Source organism: SAR86 cluster bacterium (genome assembly GCA_023703615.1).
In the GTDB taxonomy this organism is placed as follows: Bacteria; Pseudomonadota; Gammaproteobacteria; order Magnimaribacterales; family D2472; genus MED-G85.
Map to the genome: position 1 here is coordinate 1,213,969 of CP097971.1, position 15,853 is coordinate 1,229,821.

The 15,853-nt window shown below is 35.0% G+C and carries 17 protein-coding genes; all 17 read right to left on the reverse strand.

The genetic code is table 11. The features are described 5' to 3' along the window. The 17 genes from glmU to rpmH all read right to left on the reverse strand — a co-directional run bounded on the left by glmU (position 1) and on the right by rpmH (position 15,756). Positions 1 to 1,311: a bifunctional UDP-N-acetylglucosamine diphosphorylase/glucosamine-1-phosphate N-acetyltransferase GlmU gene (gene glmU, locus M9C80_06385; protein URQ70211.1), complete on the reverse strand. Its 1,311-nt coding sequence runs from the start codon at positions 1,309 to 1,311 to the stop codon at positions 1 to 3. 69 nt (positions 1,312 to 1,380) lie between these two features. Beyond that, complete coding sequence (locus tag M9C80_06390; protein URQ69561.1) at positions 1,381 to 1,794, reverse strand: F0F1 ATP synthase subunit epsilon; 414 nt, start codon at positions 1,792 to 1,794, stop codon at positions 1,381 to 1,383. Positions 1,795 to 1,796: 2 nt separating this feature from the next. Then, positions 1,797 to 3,194: a F0F1 ATP synthase subunit beta gene (gene atpD, locus M9C80_06395; GenBank protein ID URQ69562.1), complete on the reverse strand. Its 1,398-nt coding sequence runs from the start codon at positions 3,192 to 3,194 to the stop codon at positions 1,797 to 1,799. 10 nt (positions 3,195 to 3,204) lie between these two features. Continuing rightward, positions 3,205 to 4,068, reverse strand: coding sequence for a F0F1 ATP synthase subunit gamma (gene atpG / locus M9C80_06400; GenBank protein ID URQ69563.1), 864 nt, complete (start codon positions 4,066 to 4,068; stop codon positions 3,205 to 3,207). 10 nt (positions 4,069 to 4,078) lie between these two features. Next, a complete protein-coding gene (gene atpA / locus M9C80_06405; GenBank protein URQ69564.1) occupies positions 4,079 to 5,623 on the reverse strand; it encodes a F0F1 ATP synthase subunit alpha in 1,545 nt (514 codons plus the stop codon). Positions 5,624 to 5,632: 9 nt separating this feature from the next. Next, positions 5,633 to 6,169, reverse strand: coding sequence for a F0F1 ATP synthase subunit delta (locus tag M9C80_06410; protein ID URQ69565.1), 537 nt, complete (start codon positions 6,167 to 6,169; stop codon positions 5,633 to 5,635). Between the two features lie 2 nt (positions 6,170 to 6,171). Continuing rightward, positions 6,172 to 6,642, reverse strand: coding sequence for a F0F1 ATP synthase subunit B (locus M9C80_06415; GenBank protein ID URQ69566.1), 471 nt, complete (start codon positions 6,640 to 6,642; stop codon positions 6,172 to 6,174). 7 nt (positions 6,643 to 6,649) lie between these two features. Further along, positions 6,650 to 6,871, reverse strand: coding sequence for a F0F1 ATP synthase subunit C (atpE, locus tag M9C80_06420; protein ID URQ69567.1), 222 nt, complete (start codon positions 6,869 to 6,871; stop codon positions 6,650 to 6,652). 21 nt (positions 6,872 to 6,892) lie between these two features. Then, complete coding sequence (gene atpB, locus M9C80_06425) at positions 6,893 to 7,759, reverse strand: F0F1 ATP synthase subunit A (GenBank protein ID URQ69568.1); 867 nt, start codon at positions 7,757 to 7,759, stop codon at positions 6,893 to 6,895. 414 nt (positions 7,760 to 8,173) lie between these two features. Continuing rightward, positions 8,174 to 9,007, reverse strand: a complete 834-nt coding sequence (locus M9C80_06430) for a ParB/RepB/Spo0J family partition protein (GenBank protein ID URQ69569.1) — start codon at positions 9,005 to 9,007, stop codon at positions 8,174 to 8,176. Continuing rightward, entirely contained in the window at positions 9,000 to 9,761 is a 762-nt protein-coding gene (locus M9C80_06435) for a ParA family protein (GenBank protein ID URQ69570.1), read from the reverse strand. The genes M9C80_06430 and M9C80_06435 overlap by 8 nt, the downstream gene beginning before the upstream one ends. Continuing rightward, the gene (gene rsmG / locus M9C80_06440; protein ID URQ69571.1) at positions 9,754 to 10,368 is read right to left on the reverse strand and encodes a 16S rRNA (guanine(527)-N(7))-methyltransferase RsmG; all 615 of its coding nucleotides are present in this window, start codon (positions 10,366 to 10,368) and stop codon (positions 9,754 to 9,756) included. The genes M9C80_06435 and rsmG overlap by 8 nt, the downstream gene beginning before the upstream one ends. Continuing rightward, entirely contained in the window at positions 10,361 to 12,205 is a 1,845-nt protein-coding gene (gene mnmG / locus M9C80_06445; protein ID URQ69572.1) for a tRNA uridine-5-carboxymethylaminomethyl(34) synthesis enzyme MnmG, read from the reverse strand. Before mnmG ends, rsmG begins: the two co-directional genes overlap by 8 nt. Positions 12,206 to 12,425: 220 nt before the next feature. Continuing rightward, on the reverse strand, positions 12,426 to 13,736 hold the full coding sequence (gene mnmE, locus M9C80_06450) for a tRNA uridine-5-carboxymethylaminomethyl(34) synthesis GTPase MnmE (protein ID URQ69573.1): 1,311 nt from the start codon (positions 13,734 to 13,736) through the stop codon (positions 12,426 to 12,428). A gap of 14 nt (positions 13,737 to 13,750) precedes the next feature. Further along, on the reverse strand, positions 13,751 to 15,319 hold the full coding sequence (gene yidC, locus M9C80_06455; protein ID URQ69574.1) for a membrane protein insertase YidC: 1,569 nt from the start codon (positions 15,317 to 15,319) through the stop codon (positions 13,751 to 13,753). Between the two features lie 2 nt (positions 15,320 to 15,321). Further along, complete coding sequence (gene rnpA / locus M9C80_06460; protein URQ69575.1) at positions 15,322 to 15,618, reverse strand: ribonuclease P protein component; 297 nt, start codon at positions 15,616 to 15,618, stop codon at positions 15,322 to 15,324. 3 nt (positions 15,619 to 15,621) lie between these two features. After that, positions 15,622 to 15,756 (reverse strand): 50S ribosomal protein L34, encoded by a 135-nt coding sequence (rpmH, locus tag M9C80_06465; protein URQ69576.1) that lies wholly within the window; start codon positions 15,754 to 15,756, stop codon positions 15,622 to 15,624. Between the last annotated feature and the right edge of the window lie 97 nt (positions 15,757 to 15,853).

Below are 15,853 nucleotides of genomic sequence, written 5' to 3' on the forward strand. Positions count from 1 at the left end.
TTAATCCTTTTTCTTAGACCAATTTTCTTTATTTTCTTGTTTCGCCCTTCCAAAACCCAGGGCATTATCTGGAACATCCTTTGTGATTACAGAACCTGCTGCAACTGTTGAATTTGATCCAATTGTTACTGGAGCAACCAAAGCTGAATTACTTCCGATAAAACTTTCGCTACCTATAGAAGTTTTATGTTTATTTTTTCCATCATAATTACATGTAATTGTTCCTGCACCAATGTTAGTATTTTTGCCAATATCAGTGTCGCCCAAGTAGGTCAGATGATTTGCTTTAGATTTAGACCCAACAACAGTATTTTTAGTTTCAACAAAATTCCCTACTTTTGCTTTATCTTCAATTAGGCTTCCTTCTCTTAATCTTGCATATGGTCCAATTACACAATCATTACCAATTTTTGCGCTATCTATATGTGAAAAAGGTTCTATTTTTGAATTGTTGCCTATTCTTACATCCTTTAAAATTGTGTTTGCTCCAATATGAACATTGTCACCTAGAGAGATGCTACCCTCTAATATTACGTTTGAGTCTATATAACAATCTTTACCAACTTCTACGTTTCCTCTTATATCAATTCTTGAAGAATCAACAATTGTTACGCCCATTTCCAGAAGTTCTTTTGCTTTCATGTCCCTATTAATTTTTTCAAGTTGTTCTAATTCTAATTTATCATTTGCGCCTTTAACTTCTTCGTAAGATGCCTGATATGTTCTTATTTTAATCCCTTTTTTGGAAATTATGGAAACTAAATCAGTTAAGTAATATTCTTCAGAAGCATTATTATTATTTATTCTTTTAAGACCATCCTTAAGAATATCACTTGAAACACACATCACTCCCGTAAAAACCTCATTAATACTTTTTTCTTCTTGGGAAGCGTCTTTCTCTTCTACTATACAAAGTGCGAATCCATTTTTATCTTTTTTAACTCTTCCGTAACCATAGGGATCTTTTAGATGTGTTGTTAATATTGAAAAACCATCAGATGATTTGTTTATTAGATCTTCAAGTGTTTTCTGTTTAATAAGCGGAACATCTCCGTAAAGTATTAAAACCTTTGAAGCACCTTGGTAATTTTGCATGCCGCACTTAACTGCATCTCCTGTTCCAAGAGCTTTTTCTTGAGTACTATACGAAATATTAAAACCATATTTTTCAGACTCATTTATGATAGATTCTTTTTGATAGCCCACAACAAGTGTAATTTCACTACTAATCTCAGCTGCAGTAGCGCAAATTTTTTTTAACATAGAAATGCCGCCAATCTTTTGCAAAGATTTTGCTTTATCTGATTTCATTCTTGAGCCCTCTCCGGCAGCAAGAATTATGGTATGTATACTCAAATTTTTTCTTGTTAAAAGACTACCTTACTGGTTTTTTCTAAGTTTTTGAATAGTTTTAAGTCTAGCGACTGCCTCTGCCAATTGAGAAGCTGCTTTAGCATAATCAATAGATGAATCTTTATCAGCTAAGTTTTGCTCAGCTATTTCTTTAGCTTTTATAGCTTCTGCTTCATCAAGACTATCAGCTCTTTCTGCAGTGTCGGATAAAACTGTTACTAAATCCGGTTGTACTTCCAAAAACCCACCAGAACAAAAAAAGGCTTCTTCTTCATTGCCATTTTGAACTCTTACTGGGCCTGGTGCTAAACCAGTAAGCAATGGAGTATGGCCAGGCGCTATACCAAGTTCTCCCAGAGATCCGGTTGCAAAAACCATTGTGGCTTCTCCTGAGTAAATCTCTTCACTTGAAGAAACAATATTAATTTTTATCGTGCTCATTTCTATAAAGTTTTTGCTTTCTCAACTGCTTCTTCTATAGTACCAACCATATAAAATGCCTGTTCTGGTAAATCATCATAATCTCCAGCAAGAAGGCCTTTAAATGCTTTAATTGTGTCATCTAATGAGACATATTTCCCAGATGTACCAGTAAAAACTTCAGCAACAAAAAACGGTTGAGACAAAAATCTTTGTGCTTTTCTTGCTCGAGCTACCAATCCTTTGTCTTCTTCTGATAATTCATCCATACCTAAAATAGCAATAATATCTTTTAACTCATTATATCTTTGAAGAATTTTTTGAACCCCTTGAGCTACTTGATAATGTTCATCGCCAACTACAAAAGGATCTAGCTGTCTACTTGTTGAGTCAAGAGGGTCCACAGCTGGATAGATGCCTAATTCTGATATTTGTCTAGATAAAACTACAGTTGCATCTAAGTGAGCAAATGTTGTTGCTGGGGATGGGTCCGTTAAATCATCTGCTGGCACGTACACGGCTTGAATAGATGTTATAGATCCTGTCTTGGTTGAAGTTATTCTTTCTTGAAGAGCTCCCATTTCTTCTGCTAAAGTTGGCTGATAGCCTACAGCAGATGGCATTCTTCCTAACAATGCAGAGACTTCTACTCCCGCAAGTGTGTATCGATAAATATTATCGATAAATAGTAAAACATCCTTTCCTTCATCTCTAAATTTTTCAGCTATGGTTAGTCCTGTTAGAGCGACTCTTAATCTATTGCCAGGAGGTTCGTTCATTTGACCATATACCATAGAAACTTTTGATTCGCCTAACTTTTCAATATTAACAACCCCAGACTCTTGCATCTCATAATAGAAGTCATTCCCTTCTCTAGTCCTTTCGCCAACTCCTGCAAATACTGAAAGTCCTGAGTGTTGAAGAGCGATATTATTGATAAGTTCCATCATGTTGACTGTTTTTCCGACACCAGCACCTCCAAAAAGTCCAACTTTTCCACCCTTAGCAAAAGGACACATAAGATCAATAACTTTAATGCCAGTCTCTAAGATTTCATTGGATGCTGATTGATCCGTATAGCTAGGCGGTTTTTTATGAATAGGCATTTTTTCTTTTTCGCCTATCGGGCCTTTTTCATCAATTGGATTTCCGAGCACATCCATAATTCTACCTAATGTTTCTGGTCCAACTGGCACAGATATTGGAGCATTTGTTCTTGAAACACTTAGATCTCTTTTGAGTCCTTCTGTTGCACCCATTGCAATTGTCCTTACAACTCCGTCACCTAATTGCTGCTGAACTTCTAAAGTGGTGCCACTTTCGTCTATTAATAAAGCTTCATACACCTGTGGTATGTTTTCTTTATCGAATTCTACATCGATAACAGCTCCTATTATCTGTGTTACTAATCCGTTGCTCATAATTTTCTCCTTAAACTGCCGCTGCACCACCAACTATCTCAGAGAGCTCTTGAGTAATTGCTGCTTGTCTAACATTGTTATATAAAAGTTCTAGTTCTTTGATAAGGTCGCCTGCGTTATCAGTAGCATTCTTCATAGCTATCATTTTTGCTGCTTGTTCACATGCATTATTTTCAACTACTGACTGATATACCAATGATTCAATATATCTTGTGAGGAGTCCCTCTAGTAATATTTTAGCTTCGGGCTCATAAATGTAATCCCAATGAGTAGATACAAGCTCGTCTCCTTCGCTAGGTGATAAAGGTATTAGTTGTTCTAGATTAGGTTGTTGCGTCATCGTGTTAACAAATATATTTGAGCATAAATAAGCTAAATCAATGTCTTGATTTTTATGCATATCTAGAACTACTTTTGTTAATCCTATCAAATCATCTGGGTTTGGCTTATCACCCAACTTTTCAGCAACTCCAACTATTTGTCCACCTACGCTTTTGAAAAAAGCCGACGCCTTTGATCCAATAATTGCGAAACATGATTCTATTCCGCTTGCATCTAACTCTGCAGATTTTGCAATAACTTGTTTAAATAAATTAATATTAAGGCCTCCGCATAAACCCTTATCTGAAGATATAACTATAAAACAAGCTTTCTTTGGTTTTCTTTTTTCATAAAATGGATGAGAGTATTCTGAATTTGCAGAGGCGATGTGAGCTATTAAGTCTTTAATCTTAATCGAGTAAGGCCGCCCTTCAAGCATGGTGTCTTGAGTTTTTTTCATTTTGCTTGCAGCAACCATCTCCATTGCAGAAGTGATTTTTTGCGTGCCTTTTATGCTCGCAATTTGTTTTCTTACTTCTTTTGTATTAGCCATATTTTATTGCTTAATAAGTTTGTGTTTTCTTAAAATCCTCTACAAGATCAACGAATTGTTTTTCGATATCATCATTCCAATCGCCGGTTGAATTAATTTGTTCTTCGAGTTCAGGCTTTTCTGAAGTTAAATATCCGTGAAGTGCTTCTTCAAATGCTAAAATTTTATCCACTTCGACATCTGTCATATATCCTTTGTCTGCTGCGAATAAACTTAAGGCTTGTTGAGCTACACTCATTGGCGCATACTGTTTTTGTTTTAACAATTCTGTAAAAGCCTTACCATTAGCAAGTTGCTGCTTTGTAGCTTCATCTAGATCAGAAGCAAATTGGGAAAAGGCTGCAAGTTCTCTATATTGAGCAAGTGCTGTTCTGACTCCGCCAGCTAATTTTTTCATAATTTTTGTTTGTGCTGATCCACCAACCCTAGATACCGATAAACCTGGATTAATTGCAGGCCTTATACCAGAGTTAAAAAGCTCTGTTTCTAAATATATTTGACCATCTGTAATAGAAATAACATTAGTTGGAACAAAAGCCGATACATCTCCTGCTAGCGTTTCAATAATGGGCAATGCTGTTAAGGATCCTGTTTTTCCTTTTACTTTGCCTCCTGTTATTTGCTCTACGTAATCTGCATTAACCCTAGCAGCTCTTTCAAGCAATCTAGAATGGAGATAGAAAACATCTCCAGGATATGCCTCTCTTCCTGGAGGTCTTTTTAGAAGCAAAGAAACTTGTCTGTATGCAACAGCTTGTTTTGATAAGTCGTCATAAACTATTAATGCATCCTCTCCTTTGTCTCTAAAATACTCACCCATTGAGCATCCGGCATATGCAGAAAGATATTGCATTGGAGCAGGATCAGCTGCGGTTGCTGAAACTACAATTGTGTGTTCCATTGCTCCATACTCTTCAAGTTTTCTAACAACATTGGCAACAGTGGATTGCTTTTGTCCAATTGCAACATATATGCATTTAACTCCAGTCCCTTTCTGATTAATAATGGCATCGATTGCAACAGCTGTTTTGCCAGTTTGCCTGTCGCCTATGATTAATTCTCTTTGACCTCTCCCAATCGGGACCATTGCATCAACAGCCTTAAGCCCAATTTGAACTGGCTGATCAACCGACTGACGGGCAATAACACCAGGAGCTACAACTTCAACAGGAGCAAAACCTTCAGCCTTAATTTCACCCTTTCCATCAATTGGTTGTCCTAAAGTATTTACTACCCTACCAAGAAGAGCCTCACCAACTGGAACTTCAAGAATTTTGCCAGTACATATTGCTTTTTGACCTTCTACGAGTTCTAAATAATCTCCTAGTACAACAGCTCCCACCGAATCTTGTTCCAAATTAAGAGCCATTCCTCTAGTGCCATTCTCAAATTCTATGACCTCACCATACATGACATCACCCATCCCATGAATTCTTACAATTCCATCTGAAACGCTTACAATAATACCTTCGTTTTTTCTTTCTGCAGATAGATCAAGCCCAGATATTTTTTCTTTTAGGACGCTAGAGATTTCTGATGGATTTAGTTGACTCATTTTTTCACCTTAAAAATTTAATTGATTAATTAGTTTCTTGACTTTTCCTCTGATAGAAAGATCAAGAGTTTCATCACCTATCTTTATTGATAGGCCGCCCATAATGTTTGGGTCTTTTGAAAAAGATATGTTTGCATCCTTTCCATAAGAAGATTTTAATTTTTCTTCGATATTGATCTTGGCCTCATCGCTTGGATCTTTGGCAACAAAAACTTTTATAGATTTTTGTTTGTTATGTTTTTCAAGCAACTGCTGATAAATTTCAGAAATTGAAGAAATTAAATTTAATCTCTTATTCTCAGCCAAAAGTTTTAGTAGGGTTTTCGATGAGGTATTAACTGTGTCATCAAAGAGGTTAATTATTTTTTCTGAGATTTCTTTTCTAGAATATGTAGGATTTTCGATTAATGCTGCAACTTCATTGGTTTGAGATACGACCGCCATTGTTTTTAAGTTTTCAGATGTTTCCTCCATGGTATCTAAATCAAGAGATGCTTCAAATAAAGCCTTTGCATAGGGTCTGGCAAGAGGAGTTAATTCAATCATAGTTATAATTCCTCAGCGGCTTTTTTAAGAATATCGTTGTGTTTCTCAGAGGATATTTCATCATCAAGTATTTTTTGTGTCGTATCTATAATTATCTTTGCCATTTGTTGTTTCAATTCTTCTTTTGCCTTGTTGGTCTCGTTTTCAACTGTTTTTGAGGCCGCTGTCATTATCTTTTCTGCTTCTATTTCTGCTTTAGATGTAGCATCAGATACTATCTGAGATGCTCTTGAATTTGCTTTATCAACAATTTGTGCTGCTTCCTCTTTTGCCTGATTTAGTTCTTTGTCAAAAGCTAATTTAGCTTCTTCTAGAGAATCGTCTGCTTTTTTTGCCGCCTCAAGACCATCAGAAATTCTTTTTTCTCTTTCTTTCATGACAGAAAGAATTGGTGGGTAGACGTATTTCCAACATATTAATACAAACAATACAAAAACGACTGCTTGTGCTATTAGTGTTGCGTTAATACTCATTTAGATACTAAAGAGCAAATAACATATACATCCCAAGACCAACTCCAATCATAGGAACCGCATCTGTAAGACCCATCATTAAAAAAAATCTGCCTTGTAAAAAAGGTGCTAGTTCAGGCTGTCTTGCAATACCTTCTATAAACTTGCTTCCAAGTATGCCAACGCCAATCCCAGCTCCAATAGATGCAAGACCCATTACGATAGCTGCTGCTAAAATACTATATTCCATTCTATTCTCCTTTTAATAGAGCTAATGCTCTTCTGTTTCATGAGCCATTGCTAGGTAAGCAATAGTCAATGCCATAAATATAAATGCTTGGAGAGCAACAATCAATATATGAAATAATGCCCACACCAAATGAAGCCCAATACCAAGCAAACCGATATATATGCTGTTAAAAAATAGCATTAAAGCTATTAATATAAAAATCATTTCCCCTGCATATAAATTTCCAAATAATCTCAAGCCCAAAGAAATTGGTTTAGCGATAAAGTTAACCATCTCTAATATAAAATTAAAGGGTATTAACCACTTTCCAAAAGGGTGTAATGTTAACTCTTTGATAAATGGAACTAAGCCTTTAACAGTGATACTGTAGTAAATAGTTAAAATAAACACAGCAAGTGCCATCCCAAGCGTTATATTTGGATCGGTGGTTGGAACTACCTTAAAGTATTCTATTCCTGCTGATTTTGCTAGCTCTGGTAGAAAATCAACTGGAACGAGATCCATAAGGTTCATTAATAAAATCCAAACAAAAACTGTTAGTGCTAAAGGAGCTATTAAGCTATTTTTTGTTGCTCCAAAGAGTGATTGAACATTGTCGTCAACAAATTCGATACACATTTCAACAAAATTTTGCATTCCAGAGGGTGCTTTATTGGGAGATTTTGGTTTGCCAAGCATGAAGGCTGCTATGAAAATGGCACCCAAAAAAACAGACCAAAACAAAGAATCAACATGAAAGGCCCAAAAGCCCATTTTATCAACCAGATAAGGGTCGCAAGTCCAAAATGATTTATATATTCCAGCGCCTTCATCCACCCCAACATGTCCACATGTAAGGTTTGTAAGGTGGTGGCTAATATAAGACTCTGTTGTTAAAGTATCTGCCATTTAAACTGCCTTTTTTTTAGTAAAAATAGATGGATTTAATATTATATTTATAAGGATAAACAAAAACATTGCGTGAATAAATACTTCAAGCATATAAGTTCCAGTTAAATATAGAGCAATGACAAACATAGTCCATTTCATTGTCCATATATATGCGATATTTAGACTGTAATTTTTTAGCTTTGCGCCTAAATAATAGATAGACATTAAAATCGCTAAGTAAAAAAGGGGCGCCATCATAAAATAAATATTTTTGAAGGTGCCGATTATTGATATTGATAATATTACTAATGCAAAAATTATACTTTTTGGGTCGGTTTTTATGTTACTGGCTTTTGAGTTCAACTTGCTTGAAAGAAAATTTGTAGCACGAATTGTAAGAAAATTATTAAATTAGAACAAGTTGTTTTTTATTTAATTTTTCAGTTTCGAGATAATGATATCTAGTTCATCAAGAGAGTTGTATGTTATTGAAACTTTACCATTTTTTTTGTTTTTAGCTTCTATTTCGATTTTGTGGCCAAAACTATTAGACATTTCTTGTTCAATGTTTAGCATGTCGGTTTCTTTGTCTTTTATGTTGGCTTGATTTTTTTGAGCTGATTTATTTAAATTGCTCAAGTCTTTGACGGTCAGTTTGCTCTTAATAATTTTTTGTGCCGCTTTAAATGCATCGTCTTTGCTCATAGAAGCTAAAAGTTTTGCGTGACCTTTTTCAATTTGTCCAGACGATAAAAGATCGAGCACGCTTTCTGGAAGTGAAAGTATTCTTAAAGAATTGGCAATTGTGCTTCTCGCCTTTCCTGTTGACAAAGCAATGTCATCTTGAGTTAAGTCAAATTCTCTTTTTAACCTATCGTAGCCTCTTGCCTCTTCTACTGCATTAAGGTCCTCTCTTTGGAGATTTTCAATAAGGGCTGACTCTAAAGCATCTTGATCTTTTTTCTGATCTACCAAACACGGTATTGTTGTTAAGTTGGCAAGTTTTGATGCTCTAAGCCTTCGCTCTCCAGCAACCACTTCAAATTTGTTTAACCCTAGCTCTCTGACTAAAATCGGTGACAAAACGCCATGTTTTTTTATTGAGTTTGTTAACTCGTTTAATTTTTCTTTGTTAAAATTTGTTCTTGGTTGAAATCTTCCAGGGCTTATTAATGTTATTTCAATTTCCTTGATTGTCTTCTGTCCTTGTGGTTGTTCACCAAGAAGCGCTTCAAGGCCTTTGTTCAAAATTTTATCGTCAGGCATTTTCAATCTTCCTTATCAACTCACCTGCTAAAGCTAAGTATGCTTTTGCTCCATATGAGGTTGGCATATATTTTATACCAGAAGTGCCGTGGCTGGGTGCTTCGGCAAGTTTTATATTTCTTGGTATAAGGGTATTAAAAACCAAGTTAGAAAAGTGTTTCTCGAGTTCGTATGAAACCTCTTTCGCTAGGTTGTTTCTCATATCAACCATTGTTCTGATAATTCCTAATATCCTATTTGAGGAGAGGTTTTTGTCTGAAAGTGTTTTGATTGTATTCATTAGGCTTGAAACTCCTTCTAATGAATAGTACTCGCATTGAAGGGGTATTAGGGTCCCGGATGCTGCAAACAGCGCTTCAATTGTTAATTGGTTGAGTGTTGGTGGGGTATCAATAATTGTGTAATCATAATTTGTTTTCATCGTATCTAGCTGCTTTGAAATAAAACCCTGTTGTTGATTGTTTCTTATTGCAACTTCCAGCGCCGCCAAGCTTTCGTTTGCTGGAATAACTGAGTAGCCGTCTTTGCACTGGTAAATGCATTCAGAAATTGAGCATTGGTTTAATGAGAGCTCGTATAGTGTGTTTGATTCTTTTGTGTTTATTCCTGTTGCTGTGGTGGCGTTTGCTTGGGGATCAAGGTCTAATAGTAAAACTTTCCTTTTTGTGGCTGCTAGGCTTGCTGAAAGGTTAATTGCGGTGGTTGTTTTGCCAACCCCGCCTTTTTGATTTGCAATAGCTATTACTTTATTCATTCGTTATTTTTACAAGGTGTCTTTCTTTTGTAACATTGTTAAGATTGATTATTTCATACTTGTATTTGTTTGTGTTTACTTGTTGTATTTCATTGTTTATTTTTTCAATCTTTCCTTTTAGTAATAAATAATAGCCATTTCTATCGATATTATTTTTTGTAAGTTTTAATATGTTATTAATTGATGAAAAGGCTCTTGCTGTTATTACATCAAAGTTTTGAAGGTTGTTTTTTTCAACTAAGCTTGTATTAATGGTTTCTGTGTTTGTTAGGTTTAGTTGGAAAATTATCTTATTAAGAAAGCTTATTTTTTTCTGATTTTTTTCAAGCAAAAAAACTTTCGTGTGGTTTTTCAAAATTCCTATAAGGATTCCTGGAAAGCCTCCTCCGCTTCCAAGATCAAGTACTTTTTGTTTGTCTTTTATCATGTTTATGGCTGGCAAACAATCAAAGACGTCTTTTTCGAATATTTCTTCTTTTGAGTTTCTAACAAATATGTTGTGATGTTTGTTAAATTTAAGCGCCTCACTTATAAAAATTTCGATTTTTTTTATATCTTCTTTTTTGATTCTTTGGTCCCTAACTAGCTTGTCTGTTAGGTTAGGCATTTGTTGTTGACAGTTCTTCTTTTTTTATTGCAATTAAAATAATGTTAATTGCTGCCGGGGTAATTCCTTCGATCCTTGATGCTGAGCCAATGGTGGTAGGTTTTGATTTTATGAGTTTTTCAACAGCTTCGTTCGAAAGGCCATTTATTTTTTCGTAATTTAGGTTTGCTGGGATTTTCTTTTGGTTTTGTTTTTTGTTTTTGTTTATTTCTCTTTGTTGTTTTTGTATATATCCTAAATATTTTATTTCGTTAAGAGCCCTGTTGTACTCGGTCTTGTTGCTTGTTGTTTTATAAAGTTTTTTTGTATTGACGTCTGGTCTTTTGAGTAACTCGTAAATGCTCTTTTTTTCTTTAAGGGTTGTTGTTGTGTTTTTGTTGTTCTTAAAGCTTTGTGTTTTGATTTTCTTTAGTTCGTCTTTTATAAACTTTTTATATGCTTCCTCTTTTTTCTTAAATTTGACAAGTCTTTGGTTGCTAACAAGGCCCTGTTTATGTCCCTTTTCTAAAAGTCTTTGTTCGGCATTGTCTTGGGATAAAAGCAGCCTGTGCTCTGCTCTGCTTGTAAACATTCTGTAGGGCTCAGTTATTCCGTGTGTTGTTAAATCATCAATCATCACACCAATATACGCCTCGTTGCGCCCAAGAATAAATTTGTTTTTCTTTTTTATTTTACTTGCTGCGTTTGTTCCAGCAATCAAGCCTTGTGCTGCGGCTTCTTCATATCCTGTTGTTCCGTTAATTTGTCCTGCTAGGTAAAAGTTCTTAAAAAACTTTGTTTCAAGTGTTGGTTTTATTGTTCTTGGGTCTATATAGTCATATTCAACTGCATATCCGTACTCTTCTATTTTTGAATTTTCCATACCTTTTATTGATAAGATAAATTCCTTTTGAGCTTTTTTTGGAAGGCTTGTTGAAATTCCATTTGGATATACAAGGTCTTTATAAATGCCCTCTGGTTCAATAAATATTTGGTGGCTGTCCTTGTTGCTAAATTTATATACCTTGTCTTCTATTGAGGGGCAATACCTTGGTCCAATGCCTGAAATATTTCCAGAATACATTGCTGAAAGGTGGGTGTTGTTCTTAATAATTTTATGTGTTTTTTTGTTTGTTCTTGTTATATAACAAGGAAGTTGTTTTTGATGTTTTTTTACAATGTTTCTTTTTGACATCCATGGGGTTGGTTTTTCTCCTGGTTGCGCCTCCATCTCTTCTAATTTCAGGCTGGATAATTTCACTCTAGCCGGTGTACCAGTTTTTAGTCTTCCCATTGGAAGCTTCAAACTATATAGTTTTTTTGAAAGTGATATTGAAGAATCGTCACCTACACGACCGCCTTTTTTTGACTCAGAGCCTGTGTACATAATTCCATTTAAAAACGTTCCTGTGGTTAAAATTGTCTTCTTGGCTAAAAAATCTCCACGTGATGTTCTTACTCCAGTTACTTTTTTGTTTTTAACAATAAGGTCTTCTACTTCAGCTTCAAAAATGCTGATTTTAGAATCCTTTATAATTTTTTGTACTGCTTTTTTATATAAATTTCTGTCGCACTGAACTCTTAGTGCCTGAACAGAATTTCCTTTTCTTGTATTCAGGGTTCTGTATTGTATTCCAGACATATCTGTGGCTACAGGCATTATTCCATCAAGTGCATCTATCTCTCTTACTATATGAGATTTTCCAAGGCCTCCGATCGCCGGATTGCAGGACATTTGGCCAATGGTTTTTTTGCTCATTGTTATGAGAGCGCAGTTTAGATTCATCCTTTCTACGGCATGAGCTGCTTCAACGCCAGCATGCCCACCACCAACAACAATCACATCGAACTTATTCATATTAATATAAAACCTATAATATCTATATTATATACTTATTGTTATTTCTATTAAGAGAGCTTTAAATATGTATAAGTCAAAAACAAGGCGTTTTAATAAAGCTTACGAGGAAAATAAACCGCTGTAAAAGCTGTTTATATAAATAAAACCAAATTCTTAATAAACTGTTTGTAAAAAAAATTGCCAAAAACAAAATACAAATTAATAACAGGTTTTATAATTACTTACCAACACAAAATGAATTAAAAATATCACCCAACAACTTTTCAGAAGTCTTAACCCCTACAAAATTATCCAGGTCTGATCTAGCATGTTTTAAATGTTCAGCAGACAGGTCGATATTTTCTTCTTGTTCCAAAAAACCCAAAGACAAAGTAAGATTTTCAAGACATGATTTTAATAACCCAAACTGCCTTTCATTAATCAAATATGAGGAGGACTCTGCTCGATGATCTGGAAAAAAACCACCTATGACATTTTTTAAATTTTTAACACCTTTGCCAGTTTTTGCAGACACAAAACAATCAAAACCATCATATTTCTTATAACCAAGATCTATTTTATTTAAAACCCAAACAATTCTTTTGTTTTTTAATAAATTCTCATAATAACCTATCAACTGCAAATCATATTTTTCCAAAACAACAACAATTAAATCAGATTTATTAATTTCATCCTTTGTTTTTTCTATGCCATGCGCCTCAACATCTTCAGCGCCATCCCTCAACCCAGCAGAATCAAAAACAACCAAAGAGTTATTTTCAAAAAAAACCTCTGACTCTATTAAATCACGCGTAGTTCCAGGAGCACCAGACACCAAGGCTCTTTCATACCCCAACAACCTATTAAAAATTGAAGATTTACCAGAATTTGGCGGGCCAATCAATAAAACCTTGTTTTTGTTTAATAATAACGACCTGCTAGAACAACCGCTCACAAAATGACCAAAATCACGAACGATTTTTTTATGATCATCTAAAAGACTTTCATCTAAAAAAACCTCATCTTCATCAGAAAAATCTATTTCACCTTCTACCCTAGTCCTTAAAACATCAATACCGCCAACGAACAACCCAATTTCCTTTGAAAAAACACCAGACAAAGACTTATTTGTTAAAAACAAATCTGCTTCTGAAGAGCTATTAATGACATCAACAACAGACTCAGCCTCATTTAAGCTTATTTTTTCATTTATAAAAGCTCTTTTTGTAAACTCACCAGGCCCCGCCTCCTCAAAACCAGCCTCAAGAAAAGCCTTAGTTAACACCCCCATAACACCCAAGCCTCCATGTCCATGAATCTCAAACGAATCTTCCCCCGTATAACTTTTTGGGCTTTTGAAAAAAATTACACCCACCCTGTCAACAACAGAGTTTTTGTAAAGAAAATCTTTTACATAAAAGTAGTTTGGGTCTTTTGGAGGGTTTTTAAAAAAAAGAGATAGCGCTTTTAAGGAACCGCGACCACTTACTCTAAAGACACATATTGCGGACTTAGAAGGCGGGGTTGCAAGGGCAAAAACAACTGACATTTAAAGCCCAAGCCTCAGCCGCCACCAGTACCAATACTGTCGACAGGCCCTCTTTTGCTATATTCGTACCTTTGTTGAACCAAAGAAATCCCAGCGTTTATTACTGAATAAAGAGCCAAAGCAGAAGGGAAAAAAACAAAAAAGAAACCAAAAAAAACCGGCATAAATTTCATTGACTGAGCCATTTGCATTTGCATTGGATCATTGGTTGGGGGTTGTGGGTTTAGACGAGTTGTTAGAACCATAATTAGCGTAAAAGCAATAGGTAAAATAAAAAGAGGATCAGGCACAGAAAGGTCATTTATCCAAAAACCCAAAGAAGCGTGACGCAACTCTACCATTTCTCTTAAAGCAAAGAAAAAACCAATAAAAAACGGCATTTGAGCAAACATTGGCAAACACCCGCTCAAAGGGTTGGCTTTATGTTTTTTATATAACTTACCCATTTCAGAAGCAAGCTTTTGTCTGTCGTTTTTGTGCCTTGATTGAATTTCTTTTAGTTCAGGAGCCATCTCCCTCATGCCCGCCATACCAGCATAACCCCTGGCTGTAACAGGCCACAAAAGAAGCTTCAGAAATATTGTGAACAAAATTATTGAAAGACCCCAATTATTAACAATAGCATTAATTTTATTTAAACCCCACACCATTGGCCTTGATAAAAACCAAAACCAACCCATCTCAATAGTTAAATCTAAATTTTCAGCTCTTTCAGAAAGATCGCTTTGCGTTTTTGGCCCAACGTAAAGCCGATGATCGTGTTGATATGCGAGGTCTTCAAACTCAGGCTTTTCAACTGTGTAACCCATGTTATACAAGCCGTTCTCAGCTGGACTTGCAAAGTAATTGTAAACATAATCATTAGAGCCTATAAGAGCAGCAAAAAAATATTTCTCTATAAAAGCAACCCACCCAGATCTTGATAAAATGCTAATGGGAGCGTCTAACTGTTTAAGTCTAGATTTTTCGTAGCTATCAGCCTGGGTCGAGAAGGCAACCCCCTCATAAGAGCTATTGTTCATAGCTCCACCACTAGCAAAATTTGTTTTCAAATCTAAAGACCTTCCAGCAGTTCTATACATTGCGCCATAAGCCCTTCCCTGAACCCCTTTAGCAGAGATGTCTTTAACTGAAACCTCGTATGTTGAAGGAAGAAAAGAAATTTCCTTTTTCAAACCGTTAAGGTCGTCAACCAAGACAATCTTGCTATCATTAACAACCTCTAAAACATATGAAGGCGCAATCCCAGTGAAACCACTTTTAAAATAGTATCTAAACAAGCGCTCATCATCAGAACCAAAAACCCTTACACCCACAGAGTCATCAGCATTTTCAACTGGGAATTGTTTGAGCCTAGCTTCAACTAGGGCACCATTTGAAACCACAAACTTTAGGCGCAGCAAATCGTTTTCCAAAAAAACATACCTATTAGATTTAATATCTATTAAATTTTCTTCTTTAAGGCTTTCCACATACAGGGAATGCTTTTCTAGATCATCAAATCTTGTACCGCTTGTATACTCATAAAAAAGGCCTATAACAAGCGCCAAAATTAATCCAAGATAAATTCTTCTTATATTCATAATTATCTATTATTTGCGTTGAATGATTTTACAGCGTTAATGATCTCAAAAGAAGCCTCATTTTTTTTTAATTCAAAAAAAGGCTTAAAAACAAAAAAGACAAAACAACCTTCTTGAGCATAAAGATCATTTTTTCTAAACGTTTCTTTTATGCTTCTTTTAATTTTATTTCTATCGACCGCCCTAGAAAAAATTTTTTTTGAAACAGATACTCTAATATTTTCAATATCATTTTTATTGAAGAAAATTCTAAAATTTTTCGATGAATAAAAATATTTTTTAAGTTTTCTGCTATTCAAGCTTTAAGCGCTAAGTTCTTTGCGCCCTTTTTTTCTTCTATTAGAAAGTATAGCCCTGCCTGCTTTGGTTGACATTCTTGATCTGAAACCATGCGTTCTTTTTCTTTTTAAAGTGCTTGGTTGAAATGTTCTTTTCATAATAATATAGCCCGCAAATTGATCGAGAATTATATATCAATATAGTGAACAAACCAAAAATTTAACTAAAGTTTAATGTTTTTTTTTATTAACACTT